Source organism: Arthrobacter sp. 754, from assembly GCF_040548695.1.
Lineage (GTDB): Bacteria > Actinomycetota > Actinomycetes > Actinomycetales > Micrococcaceae > Arthrobacter.
Map to the genome: position 1 here is coordinate 1 of NZ_JBEPSC010000007.1, position 21301 is coordinate 21301.

A 21301-nucleotide genomic window follows, 5' to 3' on the forward strand; every position below is an offset into this window, starting at 1 on the left:
GGACTTCATCGAGTACTACAATCACCGCAGGCCCCACACCGCACTCAAAGGCGCCTCACCGATCCACCGCGTCACCAACCAACCGGGTTAGTACACCTAGACTTGTGGCAGTACTGTCCCTGTCTTAAGGATTTCCTTCCGATGCTCCCTGCCGCTCGACATCAGGCGATTGTTGAAGCCCTCCAGCGGGAGCGGGTTGTTCGGGTTTCGGACCTCGCGCAGCAGCTGGGGGTTTCCCTGATGACTGTGCGCCGCGACATCGAGCTGCTGGAGGAAGGCGGCCGGGTGGAGCGCATTCATGGCGGGGCCAAACTTCCCGGCGACGCCAGCACCCACGAGCCCGGCTTCGAACTTAAGTCCACCCAGCTGACCGCGGAGAAACGTGCCATCGCACTGGAGGCGGCCGGCCTGGTCCAGGAGGGCATGGCTGTGGGCCTAAGCGCAGGAACCACCACGTGGGCCCTCGCCAACGAACTCGTCAACGGTCCGCGCATCACCGTGGTCACCAATTCCGTGCGCATCGCAGACCAGTTCCACCACGGGCCATCGGCCGGCTCAGCCCGTTTCGCATCCACCGTGATCCTGATCGGCGGCGAACGCACGCCCTCGGACGCCCTGGTCGGTCCCATCGCGACGGCGGCGCTGAAGCAACTGCACCTGGACGTGCTGTTTCTCGGCGTCCACGGGATGGATGCCGAAGCCGGATTCACCACGCCCAACCTCCTGGAGGCGGAAACGGACCGCGCGTTCGTGGCCGCCGCCCGGAAAACAGTGGTCGTGGCCGACCACACCAAGTGGGGCACGCTGGGCATCAGCACCATCGCCCCGCTGGAAGCAGCAGATGAGGTTATCAGCGACGCCGGCCTCGGCGCTGAAGCCCAGCGGCTCCTCGGCGAGCGGACCCGGCTCCGGATCGTCCAGGTCTAGGGATCGGTAGCGCGGCGGCCCCGCGGCTGATAAGCCCTCTGGTTCAGGGGCAGCCGCACGACTGGCGGATGTGAAGTTTCGTGGGGAAGATCCGGTGCCGGGGCTTTTCACCGCGGCCGGCGCCCACCAGGGCAGCCACGGCGGCCTCGGCCATCTGGGCCACAGGCTGCTCAACGGTGGTCAACGGAGGCCAGGAGTATTCGGACTCGGCGGAACCGTCAAAGGAGGCCACCGCAATATCGCCGGGGACGGCCAGCCCCGCTTCGTGGAGGGCCCGCAAAAGGCCGATCGCCTGCATGTCCGAAGTGGCAAAGATGGCAGTTGGCCTGTTGACCGACGCCAGGAGTCGCTGGCCGGCAACATAACCCCCCGGGCGGGTGAAGCCGCTGTAGGCAATGGGCCCCTCAGCCAGGCCCGCCTCCTGCAAGGCCTCCCGCCAGCCCACCTCACGGCCGTCAGTACTGCCGGAAACGTTGGTGCCCATGGCCAGACCGATGTTGGTGTGCCCATGCCCGATCAGGTGTTCCACCGCGATTTTGGCACCGGCGGCGAGGTCAACGCCGATGCTGTTGAACCCGGGCGCGTCCCGTTCCTGGTTCAGCAGCACCGAAGGGATGTCCGCAGTTTCCAGAACCTCCAGGTCGGGCTCAAAGAGGACGCTGGCCAGCAGCACGCCGTCCACCTGCCGGGCAGCCAGGTTGCGTACGTTGCGCCGCTCCTTGGCCAGGTTGCCGTCCGAGTTGCTGAGCACCAGTGCATAGCCAAGCTCGGCGGCCGCGTCCTCCACCGCGTGGGAAAAGAGCGAGAAGAAAGGGTTGGAGATATCCGGCACGATGAGCCCCAGCGTCTCGCTGGAGCCCAGCTTGAGGGCCCGCGCCGCCGCGTTGGGCCGGTACCCCAGGACGCGGATGGCGTCCTGGACTTTGGCTTCGGTGGCAGGCGCCACTTTCTTGGGCCCGCCATTCACAACGTAGCTGACGACGGCGGTGCTCACGCCGGCATAGCGCGCAACGTCCTTGCGGGTTACGGGACCGCCTCGCGCAACCTGTACTGCCGGAGTAGTCATGCTGTCCATGTTATGTACTCGTACCCGGCGCATCGCCGAAGTCACGGATGGGCAGCCGTGCGCCATTCTGCAAGGCGGACTGGTGGGCCACGATCCCGGGCAAGGTGAACCTGGCCGCCACCCAGGCGTTGACCGGAGGCAGCGTGCCGGAATCGACCGCCGTGACGAAGTCGTCCACCAGGAAGTGGTGGCTGCCCTCGTGGCCGTTGGGTGCGCCGCGGAACTCCTCGGGGAGCCGCTCCGCGTCATGGACAGGAGAGAGCCCGGAGACGAAAGCGTCCCTCAGTTCCGGCGCCACGTTGGCCAGCGACGGGTCATCAACGGACATGCTGGGCCGGGTTTCGAACTGCTCGGAGATGTCATGGACGTTTTCCTTGTCCTGCCAGACAGAGACTTTGGCGAGCTGTTCGAAGCTGGCCTCGGTTCCGAAAAACCTGAACCGGGACTCCCGGATATGGGACGGGTAGCCCACCCGGCGCATCTCGTTGGTGCGCATCACGCCGCCGTCGTTGAGTTCAAAGAGGGCCGTGGCATTGGAGAAATCGTTGCCGAACATGCTGATGTCCTTGTCGAAGACACCATCCTTGCGGTCATCCCGGACTCCGACGCAGCTGACACTGACAGCGTGGGCGGGAACGGCACCCAGCACTCCCCCCACCGCGTGGGTGGGGTACAGCATGGGCGGGTAGCTGGCGGTTTCCTTCCAGCGCTCACCGCCGCTGTACTGGTAGGCATCGTAGAAGCCCAGGTCCATGTCGTGGACGTAGTCGCCCTCGGTGTAGAAGATCCGGCCGAACTTCCCGGCGGCAATCTGCTTGCGCGCATAGACCGTGGCGGGGTTGTAGTAGCTGGTCTCCCCCATCATGTAGACCAGCCCGGTCTCCCGGACGGCGTCGATAATGCGGGCGATCTCCTCCTCGGAGACAGCCATGGGCACTGCCGAGTAGACATGCTTGCCGGCGCGGAGGGCCTGCTCCACCAGCGGCCCGTGCGTCCAGCGCTGGGTGAAGATGGCCACGGCGTCGACATCGGAGGTTAGGAGGTCCTCGAAGCTCGCCATTGATCCGGCCAGGCGGTGGCGGTCCACCGCCTCTGCCGCACGCTCGGGCAGCTCATCCACCACATACACGTCGCTGACACCGGGGTGGAGATCAAAGAGGTGGGCGAACTGGCCGCCGAACTGGCCGACTCCTACTACGCCAAGCGAAAACGCCATTGTCTACCTTCCGGGGTTGGGGCATCACGCAGGTTCTGGCTCAAGGCCGGGCAAGCGCTGTCCATCAGGTTTCCCAGTGTTTCACCGGAATCTACACGAGTCAATAGCACAACCATTGAATAAACCATTGGCGCAACTGGTTAAAATTAGCTCTTGCCCTCGTCAATCTACTCGTGTAGATTCATTCCCAGTTGTTACCTCCATCACAGTCAGGAAAGGGTCGAAGATGACCACCCTTGCCAAACACACGAGAACCGCCCCGCTCGAATCCGGGGCCCCAGCAGCGCGCGGCGGTTTCCGCCAGCTCGGCGACCTCAAGATCGCCCTGTTCTTCATCGCCCCGGCCATGATCGGCTTCATCTTCTTCTACGTTGTTCCAACCATCCGCGGCGTGTACCTGAGCTTCACTGAGTACAACATCCTCGGAGACCCGGAATGGGTGGGGATGGACAATTACACGGCCATCGCCAAGGACCCGCTGTTCTGGAATTCCCTGGCCGTGACAGGCCAGTACGTCTTCCTCAACATCGTCCTCCAGACAGCGCTGGCCCTCGGCCTGGCACTCCTGATGTACCAGGTCGCCAAATCCACCCTCATCCGCGGCGCCCTGCTCCTGCCCTACCTGATGTCCAATGTCATCGCGGCGCTGCTGTGGTTCTGGATGCTGGACTACCAGATCGGTGTGGTGAACCAGTTCATCGAGTGGGCGGGCCTCCCCCGCGTCGCGTTCTTCGGCAGCGAGGAGTGGGCCATCCCCACGCAGGCCCTCATCAACACCTGGCGCCACATGGGCTATACCGCACTGCTCATCTTCGCCGGCCTGCAGGCAATCCCCGGGCACGTCTACGAAGTGGCCAAACTGGACGGCGCCTCACCGTTCCAGACCTTCAGCAAAATCACCATCCCGCTGCTGCGCCCGGTCCTGGTCATGGTGCTGGTGGTGACGGTGATCGGCTCCTTCCAGGTTTTCGACACCGTCGCGGTGACAACCCAGGGTGGCCCGGTCAACGCCACCCGCGTCATCCAGTACTACATCTACCAGCGCGCCTTCACCGAGTCGGATTTCGGCTACGGATCCGCCATCGCCGTCATTCTCTTCCTCATCCTCGCTCTCGTGGCCTTCATCCAGATGAAGTTCCTCAAGGGCAACGAGTCGGACCTGGACTAGGAGCCCCGCATGACCACCACAACCAGCCGCGCACCGCTGCCGGGGCCAACCCGCCGCCGTCGTCCTTTCAACCCCCGCCGCGCGGGCACCTGGGCGCTCCTCGCCCTGGCCATCGCGGTCTCCGTCCTGCCGTTCCTCTGGGTGTTGCGCACTGCGCTGTCCACCAACAGCGCGCTGGCCACCCAGTCGGCCAGCCTGCTCCCGGCCGACTTCACCTTCGGCGCCTTCATGCGGGTGTTCGGGCTGCAGAGCCCGGCCGACGCCGTCGCTGAGGGCGGTTCCGGTGCCGCCATCGACTTCTGGCTCTACCTCCGGAACTCCATCATCTTCTCCTCCATCACTACTGCCGGGGCCGTGTTCTTCAGCGCAATGGCCGCCTATGCCTTTGCCCGGCTGCGCTGGAAGGGCCGGAACCTGGTGTTCAGCCTGTTCCTGGGCACCATGCTGGTCCCGCCGATCTTCACGGCGCTGCCCAACTTCCTGCTGATCAAGAACCTGGACCTGCTCAACACGATGCTCGGCATGGTGTTGCCGTACCTGTTCATGACCCCGTTCGCCATCTTCTTCCTGCGACAGTTCTTCCTGAACATGTCCCGGGAGGTTGAAGAGGCGGCCATGCTCGACGGCGCCAAGCACCTTCGTATCTTCTTCCAGATCGTCCTCCCCAACGCCGCGGCACCGCTGGCCACACTGGCGCTGCTGACCTTCATCGGCCAGTGGAACGAATATTTCTGGCCGCTGCTCGTCGGTTCCCAGGACGACGTCCGCGTTCTGCAGGTGGGCCTCGGCGTCTTCAAGTCGCAGTCCCCCCAGGGAGCCCCCGACTGGTCCGGTCTCATGGCCGCGGTCCTGATTTCCGCCCTCCCCGTCCTGGTCCTCTTCGCCGCCTTCGGCAGGAAGATCGTCAACTCCATCGGCTTCTCCGGCATCAAATAAGCACTTCCCGCCCTACCCGTCCCAGACACCCCACCCCGAACGGAAAGAACACCATGAAGAAAACCCTCGGCGCCGTCGCCGTCGCCGCAGCTGTGGCCCTCTCCCTCTCCGCCTGCAGCGGCTCATCGTCCTCTGCCGAAGCCACCAAGGGCGAAATCAGCTACTGGCTGTGGGACGCCAACCAGCTCCCCGCCTACCAGCAGTGTGCCGACGATTTCCAGAAGGCCAACGAAGGCCTGACAGTCAAGATCACCCAGCGTGGGTGGGACGACTACTGGAGCACCCTCACCAACGGCTTTGTGGGCGGCACCGCCCCCGACGTCTTCACCAACCACCTGGGACGCTACGGCGAGTTGGCCGAAAACAAGCAGCTGCTGGCCATTGACGACGCGGTCAAGAAGGACAACGTGGACCTTACCGCCTACAACGAGGGCCTAGCGGACCTCTGGGTGGGCCAGGACGGCAAGCGCTACGGCCTGCCGAAGGACTGGGACACCATCGGACTGTTCTACAACAAGGCGATGCTTACGGCCGCCGGCGTCACCGAGGGCCAGATGAAGACCCTCAGCTGGAACCCGGAGGACGGCGGAACCTACGAGGACGTCATCGCCCACCTGACCGTGGACAAGAGCGGCAAACGCGGGGACGAAGCCGGCTTCGACAAGAACAACGTCGCCGTTTACGGTCTGGGCCTCAACGGCGGAGGCGACTCCTCCGGCCAGACCGAGTGGAGCTACCTCACCAACACCACCGGCTGGTCCCACACGGACAAAAACCCGTGGGGCACGCACTACAACTACGATGACCCCAAGTTCCAGCAGAGCATGGACTGGTTCGCTGGACTGGCCCAGAAGGGCTACATGCCCAAGCTGGAAACCACCGTCGGCGCGGCCATGGCCGATACCTTCGCTGCGGGCAAGTCCGCCATCAACGCCCACGGCTCATGGATGACCGGCCAGTACACCGGCTACAAGGGCATCGAAGTGGGCATCGCCCCCACCCCGGTCGGGCCGGAAGGCGAGCGCGCCTCCATGTTCAACGGTCTGGCCGACTCAATCTGGGCAGGAACCAAGAAGAAGGACGCCGCGATCAAGTGGGTTGAGTACCTCGCCTCAGCTAAATGCCAGGACGTTGTGGCCTCGAAGGCCGTGGTGTTCCCCGCACTGAAGGCATCCTCTGACAAGGCTGCCGAAGCGTTCAAGGCCAAGGGCGTGGATGTCAGCGCCTTCACCGAGCACGTCAAGAACAAGACCACGTTCCTGTACCCCATTACGGACAACACGGCCAAGGTCAAGGGCATCATGGAGCCCGCCATGGACGCGGTCGTGTCCGGAAAAGCCCCGGCCAGCTCCCTGACGCAGGCCAACGAACAGGTCAACGCCCTCTTCAAGTAACCCACCCGCTTTACCGGCTGCGCGCCGCGGGCGTCGTGTTCCCGCGGCGCGCAGCCTCATTTACCCCCACCCCGTAGAAGGACAGTACTTATGGACCCCCTCCACCTCCGTTCCGCCGGAACCAGCCTGGTGATCAGCTTCGACAGCGGGGAGGCCGAGGTTATCCACTGGGGCGCGGACCTTGGCAGCACCCTGCCGGACCTCGCCATCCTCGGCGAACCGGTACCGCACTCCGCCATCGACGCCACAGTGCCCGCCGGGCTCCTGCCCCAGGCGTCCTCCAGCTGGCGCGGCCGCCCCGGCCTCCGCGGCCACCGCATCGCCGACGGCGTCTCCGGCCTCGACTTCTCGGCCCGCCTCCGCACGGTGACAGCCGGCACCGAGGGCGGCACCGCCGTCGGCCGTTCCGCTGTTATTGTCCAGTCTGATCCCGACGCCGGCGTCACTGTCGCGTCGTCCCTCACCCTGCACCACGGCGGCCTGCTGGAGCTCCGGCACACCGTCACCAACGACGGCACCACGCCCTACCAGCTGGATGAGCTGGCCACGGTCCTCCCCGTGGCGCCGGACGCCGTCGAACTCCTTGACCTCACCGGCCGCTGGTGCCGGGAGAACCACCCGCAGCGCCGCCCCATCCAGCAGGGCACCTGGGTCCGCACCGGACGGCACGGCCGCACCGGGCACGACTCCTCGCTGCTCTTCGCCGCCGGCACGGCCGGGTTCGGCAACCGCCACGGGAAGGTCTGGGCAACCCATCTGGCGTGGAGCGGCAACCACGAGCAGTTCGCGGACAGCATCGGCGACGGCCGTACCATGATCGGCGGCTCCGAGCTCCTGGGCCCGGCGGAAGTGGTCCTCGAACCCGGCGCGAGCTACACCACCCCGGCGCTGTTTGCCGCCTACTCGGACCGGGGCCTGGACGGTATCAGCGATGCTTTCTACAGCTGGTTCCGGTCCCGCCCGCACCATGTGCTGCCCGCCGCTGGCACCGGTTCCGGCACCCCCGCCGGCAAGCCCCGCCCCGTGGTCCTCAACACCTGGGAAGCGGTCTACTTCGACCACAACCTGGCTACCCTGATCGAGCTGGCTGACTCTGCCGCCGAGCTCGGCGTCGAGCGGTTTGTGCTCGACGACGGCTGGTTCCGCGGCCGCCGCGACGACCACGCCGGCCTGGGCGACTGGTACGTGGACGAATCCCTCTGGCCCGATGGCCTGACGCCATTGATCGACGCCGTGACCTCCCGCGGGATGGAATTCGGGCTCTGGGTGGAACCGGAAATGGTCAACCTCGATTCGGACATCGCCCGCGCCCACCCCGAGTGGATCGTCGGTCCCGCCGCCGCATCGCACAAGGACGGCGGCCGGCTTCCGCTTGAATGGCGGAACCAGCACATCATCGACCTGGTGAACCCGGAAGCATGGCAGTACATTTTCGACCGCGTGGATGCCCTGCTGCGTGAGAACAACATCAGATACCTCAAGTGGGATCAGAACCGGGACCTGCTCGAACACGGCCACGCCGGACGGGCCTCGGTCCACGAGCAGACCCTGGCCGCCTACCGCCTCTTTGACGAACTCAAAAAGGCCCACCCCGGCGTCGAGATCGAAAGCTGCTCCTCCGGCGGCGCGCGCGTGGACCTGGGCATCCTGGAACGCACGGACCGGATCTGGGCCTCGGACTGCAACGACGCCCTGGAACGGCAGACCATCCAGCGCTGGACCGGGCTGGTGGTCCCGCCGGAACTGGTGGGCGGGCACGTCGGCCCCACCACCTCGCACACCACGGCCCGCACGCACGATCTGTCGTTCCGTGCCATCACCGCGCTTTTCGGGCACTTCGGCATGGAATGGGACGTCCGCGGGGTCCAGGGCGCCGAACGGGAGCAACTCAAGCGCTTCATCGGGCTCTACAAGGAACACCGCGACCTGATCCACTCCGGACGCATGGTCCGTGCGGACCTTGCGGACGGATCGCTGATGCTTCACGGCGTGGTGGCCCCCGCTGCCGGGCCGGCTGGACCAGCCGCTTTGCCAGGCACGACGGCGGCGCTGTTCGCCTTGGTGAGCACCCGCACCTCGTTCGCCGAGCAGACAGGCCGGATCACCATCCCCGGCCTGGAACCGGAACGTTCCTACCGGGCGGATGCAATCCTCCCGGTGCCAGGTGACGCTGACTACGCGCACACCTTCACCCAGGTCCGTCCCCCGGCGTGGCTCGCCGACGGTGCGGTTGCCGGCGGCCGGTTCCTGGCTGAGGTGGGTCTGCCGATGCCCATCCTCAACCCGGAACACGCGCTGCTGCTGAGGTTCACCGCAATCTAGCCATCCGCGCTCCAAAGGCGCCCTTACCCAGCGCTTTCAAGGCAACGCGGGGTCACTACACGCCCAATCCGGGGCCCGGGAAGGGCGTGTAGTGACCCGGCGTTTCTTTTGGCGATGACTCTGGCGCTAGATTTGCACCCATGACTGAACCCACTTCCAACGAAGACAGCCGCGGGACCATCCTGGTAATCAACGGTCCCAACCTCAATCTGCTGGGAACCCGCGAGCCGGAAAAGTACGGCACGTCCACCCTCGCCGATGTGGAACAGCTGGCGGCCGCCACGGCGGAAGCCCACGGCTTCGTCGTGGAGTGCGTCCAGTCAAACCATGAGGGCGTCCTGCTGGACGTCATCCACGCCGCCCGCGGCACCGCCGTCGGCATTGTCCTGAACGCCGGCGCCTTCACACACACCTCTGTTGCCCTCCGTGACGCCCTGGCAGCGGTGCAGCTTCCGGCCGTTGAGGTCCACATCACCAACGTGCACCAGCGTGAGGAATTCCGGCACCACTCGTTCCTGTCGCCGGTCTGTGCCGCGGTGATCGTGGGAGCGGGCGTGTTCGGCTACAAGCTGGCCATCGATTACCTGGCCGAGGTCCTGTAACGACTGCTACTTCTGGATGCACTGCCCGGAAGAAACGGGAGCGCTCATGCCGGCTGCCTGGGAGGCGACCGGGTAAAGGTCATTCATGGTGATGGCGAACCCCATCTCTGCATCGGAGGTTGCCTTGGCGAAGATCACGCCCGCCACGAGGCCGTCCGTGGTCAGCAGCGGCCCGCCGGAATTGCCGGGCTGGACGTCGCCGGCCAGGCGGTAGATGTCCTCAGGGGAAGGGTTGTTCCCATATATATCGGGCACCAGAACGGAGGCGATGTCCTGGATGGTGGCAGGTTTGGCCGTGAAAGGACCACCGTGGGGGTAGCCGGCGAACGCGGCCGGACTGCCCGCCGGCAGATCCGAAGTCAGCTCCAGCGGCTCTGAGCCCAGTCCGTCCACGGCCAGCACAGCGAGATCGTGCCTGGTGTCGAAATAGACCACCCGCCCGGGCATCGCACCGCCGTCGGCAATCTCCACAACCGGCTCCGACACGCCCGCCACCACATGCGCATTGGTGACAACCCGCCCCGGCGAAACCACAAAGCCCGTGCCGGTCTGGTTCTGGCCGCAGTGGTAGGCCGTTCCCGCGATTTTCAGGACCGATTCCCCGGCCCGGTTCAGGGCGACGGTATTGGTGCTGGCATTGGGCACTGCCACTCGCGGGGCCTGGTCCAGCCCTTCGATCAGCGTGGGGATTCCGTTGCCGATCACTGTGGAACGCAACTGCGCCATGGTGGCCTTCACCGGAACAGGGGTGAGCCCGTCGATATACCGGATGACCTTGGATTCGGCCAGTTGCTGGGAGACAAACGGAACGCCCAGGGAGCTGATGCTGAAAGCCAGCATGGACATGACAAGTGCCGAGACCACCACATTGGCCGCGCCGCCAATGAGCCGGTCCGCTGCGCGCAACGGCCTGATCCGCACCGCGCCGCGGATTTTCCGCCCGATCATGGTCCCGAGGCCGTGTCCCACGGCCATCAGCACGACGGCGGCGGCCACGATCGCGGTGAGTCTCCAGCCGGAGTCCTCCACGAAGCCGCTAACGAGCGGTACGGCAAAGAATGCAGCGAGAGCGCCGGCGGCGAAACCAACGATTCCGCCCAGGGTCACCAGAAAGCCGTTGCGCAGGCCATAGATCAGGTACGACAGCAGGGCCAGGATCAGCACCAGGTCCAGAACGGTCAAGCCAAACACCAAGGCTCCTTATTTACGGTTGACTCCCAATTCTAGTGGCGATGCCTGACATTATTCTGTGGATTCCCGCCGCCCCGGGCCCAGCCCTACGCAAATGCCCGCACGGCGTGGAATCAATGTCCTTGCGCGGTTCAAATAGGCTCTTCGCCGGTGCTTCAGGGCGAATCGGCTGCCAAGTACGTCACAGAACCGCCAAAATTCTGAAACAATGGCAAAAGCGCCACAGCCGAAACTTTTATCAGGAGATTTTATGGACATCGAGGTACTGCGCCGAGCGCCCCTTTTCGCCACGCTCGACGACGAAGCGTTCCGTCTGCTGACGGATGAGCTGACCGAGGTGGACCTTTCCCGCGGCGCATCGGTGTTCCGCGAGGGCGACCAGGGCGACCAGCTCTATTTCATCGTCTCCGGCAAGGTGAAACTGGGCCGCACCTCCCCCGACGGCAGGGAGTCCCTGCTCGCCATCCTGGGCCCGGGCGAACTCTTCGGCGAAATGGCGCTGTTTGATCCCAGCCCCCGCACCGCCACCGCGACGGCCGTGTCCGAAACCCGCCTCGCCGGCCTGAGGAACGAGAGCCTCAACGCCCTCCTCCGGACCCGCCCCGAGGTCTCCGCCCAGCTGCTGCAGGCCCTGGCCCGCCGCCTGCGGCGCACCAACGATTCCCTTTCCGACCTGGTCTTCTCCGACGTACCGGGCCGTGTGGCCAAGGCACTCCTGGACCTCGCTGACCGCTTCGGCCGCCCGGCAACGGATGGCGTCCTGGTGGCGCACGAGCTCACCCAGGAAGAACTGGCCCAGCTGGTCGGCGCCTCCCGCGAGACAGTCAACAAAGCCCTGGCCGAGTTCGTCCAGCGCGGCTGGCTCCGCCTCGAAGCCCGCGCCGTCGTCATCCTGGACATGCAGCGCCTCCGCCAGCGCTCCCGCTAACAAGCTAGTCCGCCGGCCCGAGGCCGACATCCACCCCACCGTCCCCCCGACGGCGTGGGGGATGCCGGACCTCGGGCCTTTTGCATCCCCACAAACGCTCTGGCACTCCCTGCACGTTTTCCGCAGACCCTCTCTCACTTTCTCCCGGGCTTCCTGGCTTTCGAACAGCAGGTGCCGGAACGAGCTCCCGGACTTAAAGTTAAGTCAGAGGTGCATGACGATGTCCCTGGCAGTTGTGATCCTGTTGACGCTTTTGGGTTTGGCGTCCGTGGCGGCCGTGATCGGCACGGTGATCCTGGTGATCCGCGACGGGCGCGGCGAAATACCCGTGGAGCCATCCGACGAGTCCTGGACGGCGGGCAACCTGCCCAGCCGCCCGTACGCCGCCATCCGGCTGAAGCGCATCGCGGGCGCATAGGGAAAGATCGTTGCGCCAATACCCGTAAGAGCGTCGGCCAACTCCCTGCAGGACCCGCCAGAGCGTTGGGAAAAAACCCGCAGGACCTGCCAGAGCGTTTGACCTGGGTGGCAGTCTTTCGCGTAGGAGCGCATCGGGAACCAGAGTCGCTCAGCGACCGAAGTTTCCCCTATGCGTCGTGTCTAAGCGAGGGCGAAAGGCTGTCGCACAGCCGACAGGCTGGGCGACAGGAAGTTAGCGGTCCCGTTGAGGATCGCCGGCGACGGTTTTTGCGGCTTCGACTTCGAGCATCAGCTTCCCGTCCTCTTCGACGAGCGTCGGCTGGTACACGTGCGGCTTGCGTTTGTAGCTGAGGTAGGCGATGCAGCCATTCGCGGCGGCCATCTTCTCGAGCATGATCTCCGAACCGGGCACCAGGAGCTGGCTCAGGGTCAGGCCAACAGTGTTTTCCTGGCCCACTTCATCGCCGAGGTTCGTGGTGTCGCGTTCTTCGATGGCCTTCGTGGCACAGACCCAACGTCCCCACACGCCTTTACCCTCCAGGAGGCTGGGCTTCTGGTTCATGGGGACGGTGGCGGCAAAATAGCGGGTATCGAACCGGCGGTGCGCGAAGTCCGGGCTCCGCCAGTTGACCAGGGGCTTGAGCAGGTCGGTCCGCAGCGACAGGCCACGCTTGGCGAGCAACTCGGCGAGCGTCTTCTCCTGGTCGGCGACGGCCACACGGGCCCGCATCCACTCCTGGCCTGACGTGGCCTCCACAGTGGTGGACATGTCCGGGCCGGCCAGGAGCACCCCGGTTTCCTCGAACAGTTCGCGGATGGCGCCCACCACGTGGCGGCGCGCCAGCCCGACGTCGGTGGTCCCCATCTGCTCGGCCCAATGCTGGGGTGAGGGCCCCAGCCAGCCCACGGCGTCGTCGTCGGACGCGTCCAAAGAACCCCCGGGAAAGGCGAGCACGCCCAGCGGCGAGGACCCTGGCCGGTAACCGAGCCAGGTCTCCAGGCCGGTGGGCGAATCCCGCAGAAGCACCACTGAAGATGCGTAGCGGGCGGCACGCGGGGTCCGCTCACCGTGTTCAATCCAGCTTCGTGCTGCTCCTTCAAGTTCTGCAGGGAGGACAAACAGGCGTCGGGCGAGCTGAGGCAAAGGAAGCGACCGGTCCTAGCTGAATTCGGCGATCAGTTCGACCTCGACCGGGGAGTCGAGGGGAAGGACCGAAACGCCGACGGCGGAACGGGCGTGCTGCCCTGCCTCACCGAGAACGCGGCCCAGGAGTTCGGAGGCACCGTTGATGACGCCGGGCTGGCCGGTGAAGGTGGGGTCGGACGAGACGAACCCCACAACCTTGACGATCCGGGTGATCCGGTCGAGGTCGCCGATGACGCTTTTCACGGCCGCGAGGGCGTTCACGGCGCAGATTGCGGCGAAGCGCTTGGCATCCTCGGGCGACACGGTGGGCTCGTCGGCGTAGCCCTCGGTGCCGGTGGACACCTTGCCGGTGGCTTCAAGCCTGCCGTTGACGAAGGGCAGCTGGCCGGAGGTATACACATGGTTGCCGGAGATCACGGCAGGCACGTAAGCGGCTACCGGGGCAACGACTTCGGGAAGGGTCAGGCCCAGCTCGGCGAGGCGCTGCTCGACGGCTGAAACCGGGGCTGAATCCGGTGATTCTGCGGGGCCGGAGGTGGTTTCTGCGGGGGTGCTCATTGTTACTGCTTCTCCCTCTTTAGGTAGGCAACCAGGCCATTGCCGTCCGGTCCGGTGATGACCTGGACGAGCTCCCAGCCGTCCTCGCCCCACTGGTCCAGGATCTGCTTTGTGGCGTGAATAATGAGCGGAATCGTGGCGTACTCCCATTTGGTCATGAGAGAAAGACTAGTCCTTGCCGGTAAAGTGGAAAACATGGTGACTCGCAGGAACCCCATTTTCGACACAGCCACTACCCTCGGAAAGATTTTAGGCTTCCTTGGCGTGAGCGCCATTTGCGGTGTCCTGGTGGCCGGCCTGCTGGTTCCGGCGGCGGCCGTTTCCGGCAGCGCGGCGAGCGGTTCCATTGACTTCTTCGACACCCTTCCGGCCGAGCTGCAGGTTGACCCGCCCAGCCAGTCCACCCGGATCCTCGCGGCGGACGGCAGCCTGATCGCCAACCTCTACGAGGAGAACCGGACCAAGGTTGCCTTGGACCAGATCTCGCCGTTCATGAAGAAAGCCATCATTGCGGTCGAGGACAGCAGGTTCTACGAGCATGGCGGCGTGGATACCACGGGTATCCTCCGCGCCCTCGTAAGCACGGCCCGCGGCAACAAGCAGGGTGCCTCCACCATCACCCAGCAGTACGTCAACAACGTCCTCAACTCCAACCTTGCTGCCGAGGGCAAGGACTCGGACATCAAGCTCAACGGCGTGAACAAGGGCGTTGGTGACAAGCTCCGCGAGATGAAGCTCGCCATCGCCCTGGAGAAGGAATTCAGCAAGGAGCAGATCCTTGAGGGATACCTCAACATCGTCTTCTTCAACCGCGACGCCTACGGCATCGAAGCCGCGTCCAAATTCTTCTTCAGCACCACTGCCAAGGACCTGACGCTGCCGCAGGCCGCCCTCCTGGCAGGCCTCGTCAACAGTCCTTCGGCGTTCGATCCCATCACCAATCCGGAGAACGCCAAGCAGCGCCGCGACCTGGTGCTGGGCCTGATGCTGAACCAGAAGAAGATCACCCAGGCCGAACACGATGCCGCAGTGGCCACCCCGGTGGAACCGAAGGTCACGCCGTCGCGCCAGGGCTGCGCTTACGCCTCCACGGCACCGTACTTCTGTGACTACGTGCTCCACCTGCTCCTGAACAACCCCGCCTACGGCGCGGATTTGGAAGAACGCACCAATACAGTGTTCCGCGGTGGCCTGACCATCACCACCACGCTGGACGTGAACGCCCAGACGGTAGCCCAGGCTGAGTCGGATGCCGCCGCCGGCGCGAACCCGGACAACTGGGGCGCGTCCATCGTCTCGGTGCAGCCCAACAGCGGCAAGATCCTGAACATGGCGCAGAACACGTCCTTCCTGCCGGTCGAGGGCAAGTTCAACCAGACGCAGAACTTCAATGTGGACAAGCTGGACAAGGACGGCAACGACCTCAACGGCCTGGGCGGTTTCCAGCCCGGCTCCACCATGAAGCCCTTCACGTTCGCCGAGTGGCTGAACGAGGGCAAGTCCATGAACACGAACCTCAATGCCTCCGTTCGCAAGTATCCACAGAATTTCCCGTGGAAAAACACCTGCCCGGACCCTACTGTCGGCTGGTATGACTCGCGGGTTTCCGGCAGCTTCGACCTGCAGAACTCCGATGAGGGCTACTACCGCAACATGACGGTCCTGTACGGCCTGATGAACTCCATCAACACGGCCACATTTGCCTCGGCAGCACAGGTTGACCTTTGCGGCATCCAGAAGATTGTGGATGCCGTGGGAATCCACGGCGGCCTGCCCTCCGGTGACGATCCCCACCCGCAGGTCAAGATGACCACGCTCGCGAACCTCATCGGTTCCACCCAGACCGCCCCGCTGACCATGGCCTCCGCCTTTGCCACGTTCGCCAACGACGGCAAATACTGCGAGCCCATCGCCATCACATCGGTTACGGACCAGACGGGCGCCCAGCTTCCCGCCCAGTCCACCTCCTGCCGGGACGCGGTCAAGCCCGAGGTTGCCCGTGGCGTCGCATATGCCATGCAGGAAGTACTGAACGGCGGCTCCGGTGCCCTCATCCAGCCCCGCCTGTCCACCAAGACCAACTTCCCCGTCGCCGCCAAGACCGGCACCAACGACACCAACGGCTCCACCTGGGTAGTGGGTTACACCACCGGTGTGGCTACCGCGGCGTGGTTCGGCGACCCGCTGGGTGACCAGCTCCGCCCCGGCCGGAACCTGACCATCAACGGCAAGAATTATGAGTCGATCGACGGTTACATGATCGCTGGCCCGATGTTCTCCAAGTACATGGCCCAGATTGCACCCGCTTACGGGACCAACCCCTTCCCCGCGCCGCCCACCAACATGCTGAATGGAACGCCGGCAAGGACCACTCCCGCGACGCCGTCGACGCAGGCCCCCGCCCCGGCGCCGCAGCCCACAACGCCCGCACCCGCGCCCAGCAAGCCGGGCAACGGAAACGGCAATGGCTAGGCGCGCATGAACCTCAGCCCTGCTTTGGCCAGCCGCGCCCGGAACATCGGGCGCGGCTTTGCCTTAACCGCCGCCGCCGGCACAACAGCGGGCCTGGCCGCCTTTGGCTACGGGCTCTGGGAAAAGAACCAGTTTGTTCTCCGTGAGGAGACGCTGGCCATCCTGCCGGCCGGACACGCACCGTTCCGGGTCCTGCACCTGAGCGACATCCATTTTGTCCCCGGGCAGGAAACCAAGGCCCAATGGCTCGAATCCCTGGCGTCGCTCAAGCCGGACCTGGTGGTCAACACCGGAGACAACCTGAGCCACCGCAAGGCAATCGACCCCCTGCTGAAGGCGCTGCGCCCGCTACTGGAATTTCCCGGGGTGTTTGTTCCGGGTTCCAACGACTATTACGCCCCGTCGTTCAAGAACCCCGCCGCCTACCTCCTGGGCCCGTCGAGGGCCAAGCCTGAACCGGTCGAGCTGGATTGGCCGCGGCTCCGGACGGGGTTCGGAATGGGCGGCTGGCTGGATCTCACCAACCGTCACCAGTCGGTGGTGCTGAAGGGAATCCGGTTCGATTTCTCCGGCGTTGACGATCCCCACCTGAAGCGGGAGCGCTACGCCGGCTGGCCACGCGGAACCCGCAACCAGGACGAAAACGCGCACCTCCGCGTCGCCGTCATCCATGCCCCGTACCAGCGCGTGCTGGACCACTTCACCGAGGACGGCGCGGACCTGCTCCTCGCGGGCCACACCCATGGCGGCCAGCTGTGCATCCCGGGATACGGCGCACTGGTGTCCAACTGCGACCTCCCCACGTGGCGGGCCAAGGGACTGAACAACTGGGAAAGCGACGGACGCACGACGCCGGTGAACGTCTCGGGCGGCATCGGCACCTCCCGTTTCGCTCCCGTCCGCATCGCCTGCAAGCCCGAAGCTGTCCTGCTGACACTGACCTCGCGCGAATAAATTCCGTAGCGAGTGAGTCCTATCACTCGATGGCATAGGGTAGTTGCTACGGGAAACTACATTCGTTTTAGAGTTTGAGAAGCGGGCATGGCCAAGCAGACCTCATTTTTCAGATCCATCAGCCGTCTCTACCCTCATGTCAGGCCGATTATCCCCCGGCTGGTGCTGGGGCTCGTCTGCGCGCTACTGGCCAGCATCGTGGCGCTGACCATTCCCCAGGTGCTCCGTGTCCTCGTCAATGAGTCGCTCAAACCGGGCGGCGCCTCAAGCGCCGTGTGGGCTGCCGCCGTCGTGATCCTGGCTTTGGGCATCACCGAGGCGGTACTGGTGGCCCTCCGCCGGCAGTTCGTGATCAACCCCGCCACCACCGTGGAGACGCAAATGCGGGTGACCCTCTACGGCCACCTGCAGGACCTGACCGTGTCCTTCCATGACCGCTGGGGGTCCGGGCAGCTGCTCTCCCGCGCCATGACCGACCTGAACTTCCTGCGCCGCTGGATGGCTTTCGGGGCGATCATGCTGGTGGTCACCACGCTGACAGTGATCATCGGGATAGCGGTCATGTTCTCCATGAGCTGGCAGTTGGCGCTGATCTTCCTGGCCGCAGCAGTGCCCATCATGGCCTACAGTTTCCGTTTCCGCACCCGTTTCAGCAAGGTGGCCCGGCGCAGCCAGGACCAGGCGGGCGACCTCGCCACCACCGTTGAAGAGTCCGTCCACGGAATCCGCGTGCTGAAGGCGTTCGGCCGGAGCCGGGAAGCCCTGGAAAACTTCAACGAGCAGGCCGAGGAGCTCCGCCAGACCGAGATCGCCAAGGCCAGGCACCAGGCCACGTTCACCTTGGTGGTCACGCTGCTGCCGGAACTGGCACTCGGTGCCGGCCTGGTGGTGGGCGTGATGCTGTGCGCCAGCGGCCAGCTGAGCATCGGCGCGCTGGTGGCGTTCTTCGCCACCGCCGCCGTCATGGCCACACCGGTGGAATTTTCCGGCATGCTGCTGGCCATGGCGCTTACGGCCAAAACGGCCCTCGACCGGCATTTCGAGGTGATGGATACCGTCAACACCATCACCAGCCCGCCGAAGCCGCGCAAGCCCGGACAACTCAAGGGTGCGCTCAGCTTCAACCACGCCACTTTCGCGTTCGAGGATGCGCCGGACAAACCCATCCTGAATGACATCAGCCTGGACGTCCGGCCGGGCGAAACCATGGCGCTGGTGGGCATCACCGGCAGCGGCAAGAGTGCCCTGATCCAGCTGGTTCCCCGGCTTTACGACGTCACCAGGGGTTCGATCACCATCGACGGCGTGGACCTGCGGGAATTCGACGTCGAGCAGCTTCGGCGCCTGGTGGGCGTGGCGTTCGAGGACACCACACTGTTCTCCAGTTCTGTCCGCGACAACGTGCTTTTGGGGGCGCAGGACCGAACCGACGAAGCCCTGGACGAGGCCCTGGACGTGGCCCAGGCGCACTTCGCGTACTCCCTCCCCGAGGGCGTGGACACCCTCATCGGCGAGGAGGGCCTGAGCCTGTCCGGCGGCCAGCGCCAGCGGCTTGCCCTGGCCCGCGCCATTGCCGCCAGGCCGCGCGTCCTGGTCCTGGACGACCCTTTGTCCGCACTGGACGTGCACACCGAGGAACTCGTGGAAACCCGTCTGCGCGCCGTCCTGAGGGATACCACCACCCTGATCGTCGCGCACCGGCCGTCAACGGTGGCCCTCGCCGACCGGGTAGCCCTGCTCGAGGACGGCCGCATCGCCGCCGTAGGAACCCACACCGAACTTCTCGCAAACAGCCCCCACTACCGCTACGTCATCGCCAGCCTGGACCGGGAACCACGCGACCTGGATTCGGAACTGTCGGAGCTTGAGGAAGAGGCAGATTCAAAGTCAGAGGACATCACGCGATGACCACCGCAACCTTCGGCACCGCCAACGAGGACAACGCCCACCTCAGCAAGAGCGACAGCAGGGCAGTACGACGGCGGTCGCTCGCCCTGCTGGCCATGCTGATCCGTCCCGTGCGGCTCAGGTTCTGGCTGACCATCGCCATGGTGGTGCTCTCGCAGGCCGCCCGCGTTGCGGGCCCTGCCCTGATTGCCTTCGGAATCGACCATGCCCTGCCGGCCCTGCGTGCCGGCGACAACGTGCCGCTGGTGCTGACCGGCGTCGCGTACCTCCTGGCTGCGATCGCGACGGCGGGGCTCACCGCCCTGTATGTCACGGCCACCGCGCGGCTCAGCCAGGCGATGTTGCTGGACCTGCGCGTGCGCGTTTTCCAGCACACCCAACGCCTCAGCCTGGAATTCCACGAAAAGTACACTTCAGGCCGGATCATTGCCCGTCAGACCTCGGACCTGGAGGCCCTGCGGGAACTGCTTGACTCCGGAGTCAGTTCTCTGGCCTCGGGCATGCTCTTCATGGTCTTCACCGCCGTGACTGTCTTCGTGCTGGACTGGCGCAGCGGACTGCTGGTGCTGGCGGCAGGCGTGCCCATGTTCTTCCTGGCCCGCTGGTACCAAAAGCACTCGCAGATCGCTTTCCGTGAATCCCGGGTGGTGTCGGCCCGGCTGATCGTGCACTTCGTGGAAACCATGACAGGGATCCGGGCCGTGAAAGCCTTCCGAAAGGAACGCGAGAACGCGGAAGAATACAGCCAACTCTCCGATGACTACCGGCGCGTCACCGTGCGGTCCATCAACCTGAACGGCATCTTCCAGCCCGGCCTGGTGCTGATCGGCAATGTCTGCGTGGCCGTGGTCCTGCTGTTCGGTGGTTTCCGGGTGCTGAACGGCGACCTCGCCGTCGGTATCCTGCTGGCCCTGATGCTGTCCACCAAGCGGTTCTTCCAGCCGGTGGACCAGATGGCCATGTTCTACAACTCCTTCCAGAGCGCCCAGGCCGCCCTGGAGAAGGTGTCCGGCCTGCTGGAGGAGGTCCCCACGGTCCGGCCGCCCACAGACGCTGTGGCCCTCCGTGATGCCCGGGGCACGATTGACTTCAAGGGTGTTGAATTCCGCTACGGCGATGGTCCGGTGGTCATCCCCAGCATGGACCTGCACATCGCCGCCGGCCAGACAGTGGCCCTTGTTGGCCAGACCGGCGCGGGCAAGTCCACCCTGGCCAAGCTGATCGCCCGCTTCTATGACGTCACTGCCGGTTCGGTGACGCTGGACGGTGTGGACCTGCGCAACCTCAGCACCACCGACCTGCGCCGGAACATTGTGATGGTCACCCAGGAAGCCTTCCTGTTCAGCGGCTCGGTGGCGGACAACATCGCCCTGGGGCGGCCCGGGGCTTCCCGTGAAGAAATCGAAGACGCTGCCCGGGCTGTCGGCGCCCATGAGTTCATCCAGGAACTTCCTGAGGGCTACGACACGGACGTCAACAAGCGCGGCGGCCGGGTTTCCTCGGGACAGCGGCAGCTGATCAGCTTCGCCCGCGCATTCCTTGCCCGTCCGGCGGTGCTGATCCTGGACGAAGCCACCTCGTCGCTGGACATTCCCTCCGAGCGCCTGGTCCAGAGCGGGCTTGCCCGCCTGCTCCGGTCCACGTCCGGTCCGGGCACAACGGAAGGCGCCAAGGATGACGCGGCGGCAGCTGCCGCGGGCTCCGGAGGTTCCGCTGCTGCCGGTGGCGCCCGGACGGCGCTGATCATCGCGCACCGGCTCTCCACCGTGGAAACGGCTGACCGCGTGCTGGTGGTCCACGACGGCCGCATCGTGGAGGACGGCACCCCGGCCGACCTGATCGGCGGCGGCGGACGGTTCGCGGACCTCCATGGGGCGTGGAAAGACTCCTTGGTCTGAGCCGGGCCTGCCGGCCGATTTCGCTTCCGGGCCCGGCGTCGGCTATCCTTGTAAAGTTGCTTTTGCAGCGGATCGGGATGTGGCGCAGCTTGGTAGCGCGCGTCGTTCGGGACGACGAGGTCGCAGGTTCAAATCCTGTCATCCCGACCAAATGAAAGAGGGTCTCCCCCGGGAGGCCCTCTTTTTTCATTTCT

The 21301-nt window shown here is 65.2% G+C and carries 18 protein-coding genes and 1 tRNA gene; 13 read left to right on the forward strand and 6 right to left on the reverse strand.

Annotation, left to right across the window (positions count from 1 at the left end):
- Positions 1-141 precede the first annotated feature (141 nt).
- On the forward strand, positions 142-927 hold the full coding sequence (locus ABIA70_RS18490; protein ID WP_354149042.1) for a DeoR/GlpR family DNA-binding transcription regulator: 786 nt from the start codon (positions 142-144) through the stop codon (positions 925-927).
- A 43-nt stretch (positions 928-970) separates the two neighbouring features.
- Here the strand turns inward: ABIA70_RS18490 and ABIA70_RS18495 are convergent, their stop codons facing one another.
- Both ABIA70_RS18495 and ABIA70_RS18500 read right to left on the reverse strand, forming a co-directional pair.
- On the reverse strand, positions 971-1993 hold the full coding sequence (locus ABIA70_RS18495; protein ID WP_354149043.1) for a LacI family DNA-binding transcriptional regulator: 1023 nt from the start codon (positions 1991-1993) through the stop codon (positions 971-973).
- 10 nt (positions 1994-2003) lie between these two features.
- The gene (locus ABIA70_RS18500) at positions 2004-3209 is read right to left on the reverse strand and encodes a Gfo/Idh/MocA family protein (RefSeq protein ID WP_354149044.1); all 1206 of its coding nucleotides are present in this window, start codon (positions 3207-3209) and stop codon (positions 2004-2006) included.
- A 226-nt stretch (positions 3210-3435) separates the two neighbouring features.
- Between ABIA70_RS18500 and ABIA70_RS18505 the strand changes: the two genes are divergently transcribed.
- The 5 genes from ABIA70_RS18505 to aroQ all read left to right on the forward strand — a co-directional run bounded on the left by ABIA70_RS18505 (position 3436) and on the right by aroQ (position 9631).
- Positions 3436-4377 (forward strand): carbohydrate ABC transporter permease, encoded by a 942-nt coding sequence (locus tag ABIA70_RS18505; protein ID WP_354149045.1) that lies wholly within the window; start codon positions 3436-3438, stop codon positions 4375-4377.
- A gap of 9 nt (positions 4378-4386) precedes the next feature.
- Positions 4387-5313 (forward strand): carbohydrate ABC transporter permease, encoded by a 927-nt coding sequence (locus tag ABIA70_RS18510; protein ID WP_354149046.1) that lies wholly within the window; start codon positions 4387-4389, stop codon positions 5311-5313.
- Between the two features lie 53 nt (positions 5314-5366).
- Positions 5367-6707, forward strand: coding sequence for an ABC transporter substrate-binding protein (locus ABIA70_RS18515; RefSeq protein ID WP_354149047.1), 1341 nt, complete (start codon positions 5367-5369; stop codon positions 6705-6707).
- Positions 6708-6797: 90 nt separating this feature from the next.
- Positions 6798-9029: an alpha-galactosidase gene (locus ABIA70_RS18520; protein ID WP_354149048.1), complete on the forward strand. Its 2232-nt coding sequence runs from the start codon at positions 6798-6800 to the stop codon at positions 9027-9029.
- Between the two features lie 140 nt (positions 9030-9169).
- Positions 9170-9631 (forward strand): type II 3-dehydroquinate dehydratase, encoded by a 462-nt coding sequence (gene aroQ, locus ABIA70_RS18525; RefSeq protein WP_354149049.1) that lies wholly within the window; start codon positions 9170-9172, stop codon positions 9629-9631.
- A 6-nt stretch (positions 9632-9637) separates the two neighbouring features.
- Here aroQ and ABIA70_RS18530 read toward each other — a convergent pair whose 3' ends face one another.
- Entirely contained in the window at positions 9638-10822 is a 1185-nt protein-coding gene (locus tag ABIA70_RS18530) for a MarP family serine protease (protein ID WP_354149050.1), read from the reverse strand.
- Between the two features lie 250 nt (positions 10823-11072).
- Between ABIA70_RS18530 and ABIA70_RS18535 the strand changes: the two genes are divergently transcribed.
- Positions 11073-11750, forward strand: a complete 678-nt coding sequence (locus ABIA70_RS18535) for a Crp/Fnr family transcriptional regulator (protein WP_214961308.1) — start codon at positions 11073-11075, stop codon at positions 11748-11750.
- A gap of 220 nt (positions 11751-11970) precedes the next feature.
- Entirely contained in the window at positions 11971-12168 is a 198-nt protein-coding gene (locus ABIA70_RS18540) for a hypothetical protein (protein WP_354149051.1), read from the forward strand.
- A 234-nt stretch (positions 12169-12402) separates the two neighbouring features.
- Here ABIA70_RS18540 and ABIA70_RS18545 read toward each other — a convergent pair whose 3' ends face one another.
- From ABIA70_RS18545 to sp36, 3 genes are read right to left on the reverse strand one after another with little or no spacing between them, the layout of a single operon-like run.
- Positions 12403-13314, reverse strand: coding sequence for an NUDIX hydrolase (locus tag ABIA70_RS18545; RefSeq protein WP_354149052.1), 912 nt, complete (start codon positions 13312-13314; stop codon positions 12403-12405).
- A gap of 15 nt (positions 13315-13329) precedes the next feature.
- Positions 13330-13875, reverse strand: coding sequence for a RidA family protein (locus ABIA70_RS18550; RefSeq protein ID WP_354149053.1), 546 nt, complete (start codon positions 13873-13875; stop codon positions 13330-13332).
- 2 nt (positions 13876-13877) lie between these two features.
- Positions 13878-14033 carry a Sp36 family protein gene (sp36, locus tag ABIA70_RS18555; protein WP_099093395.1) on the reverse strand — a complete coding sequence of 52 codons (156 nt, stop codon included), beginning with the start codon at positions 14031-14033 and terminating at the stop codon, positions 13878-13880.
- A 37-nt stretch (positions 14034-14070) separates the two neighbouring features.
- Here sp36 and ABIA70_RS18560 point away from each other — a divergent pair, with 37 nt between their 5' ends.
- The 5 genes from ABIA70_RS18560 to ABIA70_RS18580 all read left to right on the forward strand — a co-directional run bounded on the left by ABIA70_RS18560 (position 14071) and on the right by ABIA70_RS18580 (position 21257).
- The gene (locus ABIA70_RS18560; protein WP_354149054.1) at positions 14071-16347 is read left to right on the forward strand and encodes a transglycosylase domain-containing protein; all 2277 of its coding nucleotides are present in this window, start codon (positions 14071-14073) and stop codon (positions 16345-16347) included.
- A 6-nt stretch (positions 16348-16353) separates the two neighbouring features.
- On the forward strand, positions 16354-17301 hold the full coding sequence (locus ABIA70_RS18565; RefSeq protein ID WP_354149055.1) for a metallophosphoesterase: 948 nt from the start codon (positions 16354-16356) through the stop codon (positions 17299-17301).
- Positions 17302-17388: 87 nt separating this feature from the next.
- Positions 17389-19209 carry an ABC transporter ATP-binding protein gene (locus ABIA70_RS18570; RefSeq protein ID WP_354149056.1) on the forward strand — a complete coding sequence of 607 codons (1821 nt, stop codon included), beginning with the start codon at positions 17389-17391 and terminating at the stop codon, positions 19207-19209.
- Entirely contained in the window at positions 19206-21107 is a 1902-nt protein-coding gene (locus tag ABIA70_RS18575) for an ABC transporter ATP-binding protein (protein ID WP_354149057.1), read from the forward strand. Before ABIA70_RS18570 ends, ABIA70_RS18575 begins: the two co-directional genes overlap by 4 nt.
- Positions 21108-21180: 73 nt before the next feature.
- Positions 21181-21257 (forward strand) — tRNA-Pro (locus ABIA70_RS18580).
- Positions 21258-21301 lie beyond the last annotated feature (44 nt).

Bases quoted from the DNA above. Each gene is read 5' to 3' on its own strand.
- ABIA70_RS18490 (WP_354149042.1), top strand. From the start codon at position 142: ATGCTCCCTGCCGCTCGACATCAGGCGATTGTTGAAGCCCTCCAGCGG.
- ABIA70_RS18505 (WP_354149045.1), top strand. From the start codon at position 3,436: ATGACCACCCTTGCCAAACACACGAGAACCGCCCCGCTCGAATCCGGG.
- ABIA70_RS18535 (WP_214961308.1), top strand. From the start codon at position 11,073: ATGGACATCGAGGTACTGCGCCGAGCGCCCCTTTTCGCCACGCTCGAC.
- ABIA70_RS18520 (WP_354149048.1), top strand. From the start codon at position 6,798: ATGGACCCCCTCCACCTCCGTTCCGCCGGAACCAGCCTGGTGATCAGC.
- ABIA70_RS18570 (WP_354149056.1), top strand. From the start codon at position 17,389: ATGGCCAAGCAGACCTCATTTTTCAGATCCATCAGCCGTCTCTACCCT.
- ABIA70_RS18550 (WP_354149053.1), bottom strand. From the start codon at position 13,875: ATGAGCACCCCCGCAGAAACCACCTCCGGCCCCGCAGAATCACCGGAT.
- ABIA70_RS18500 (WP_354149044.1), bottom strand. From the start codon at position 3,209: ATGGCGTTTTCGCTTGGCGTAGTAGGAGTCGGCCAGTTCGGCGGCCAG.
- aroQ (WP_354149049.1), top strand. From the start codon at position 9,170: ATGACTGAACCCACTTCCAACGAAGACAGCCGCGGGACCATCCTGGTA.
- ABIA70_RS18565 (WP_354149055.1), top strand. From the start codon at position 16,354: ATGAACCTCAGCCCTGCTTTGGCCAGCCGCGCCCGGAACATCGGGCGC.
- ABIA70_RS18510 (WP_354149046.1), top strand. From the start codon at position 4,387: ATGACCACCACAACCAGCCGCGCACCGCTGCCGGGGCCAACCCGCCGC.
- ABIA70_RS18540 (WP_354149051.1), top strand. From the start codon at position 11,971: ATGTCCCTGGCAGTTGTGATCCTGTTGACGCTTTTGGGTTTGGCGTCC.
- ABIA70_RS18560 (WP_354149054.1), top strand. From the start codon at position 14,071: ATGGTGACTCGCAGGAACCCCATTTTCGACACAGCCACTACCCTCGGA.
- ABIA70_RS18575 (WP_354149057.1), top strand. From the start codon at position 19,206: ATGACCACCGCAACCTTCGGCACCGCCAACGAGGACAACGCCCACCTC.
- ABIA70_RS18495 (WP_354149043.1), bottom strand. From the start codon at position 1,993: ATGACTACTCCGGCAGTACAGGTTGCGCGAGGCGGTCCCGTAACCCGC.
- ABIA70_RS18515 (WP_354149047.1), top strand. From the start codon at position 5,367: ATGAAGAAAACCCTCGGCGCCGTCGCCGTCGCCGCAGCTGTGGCCCTC.
- sp36 (WP_099093395.1), bottom strand. From the start codon at position 14,033: ATGACCAAATGGGAGTACGCCACGATTCCGCTCATTATTCACGCCACA.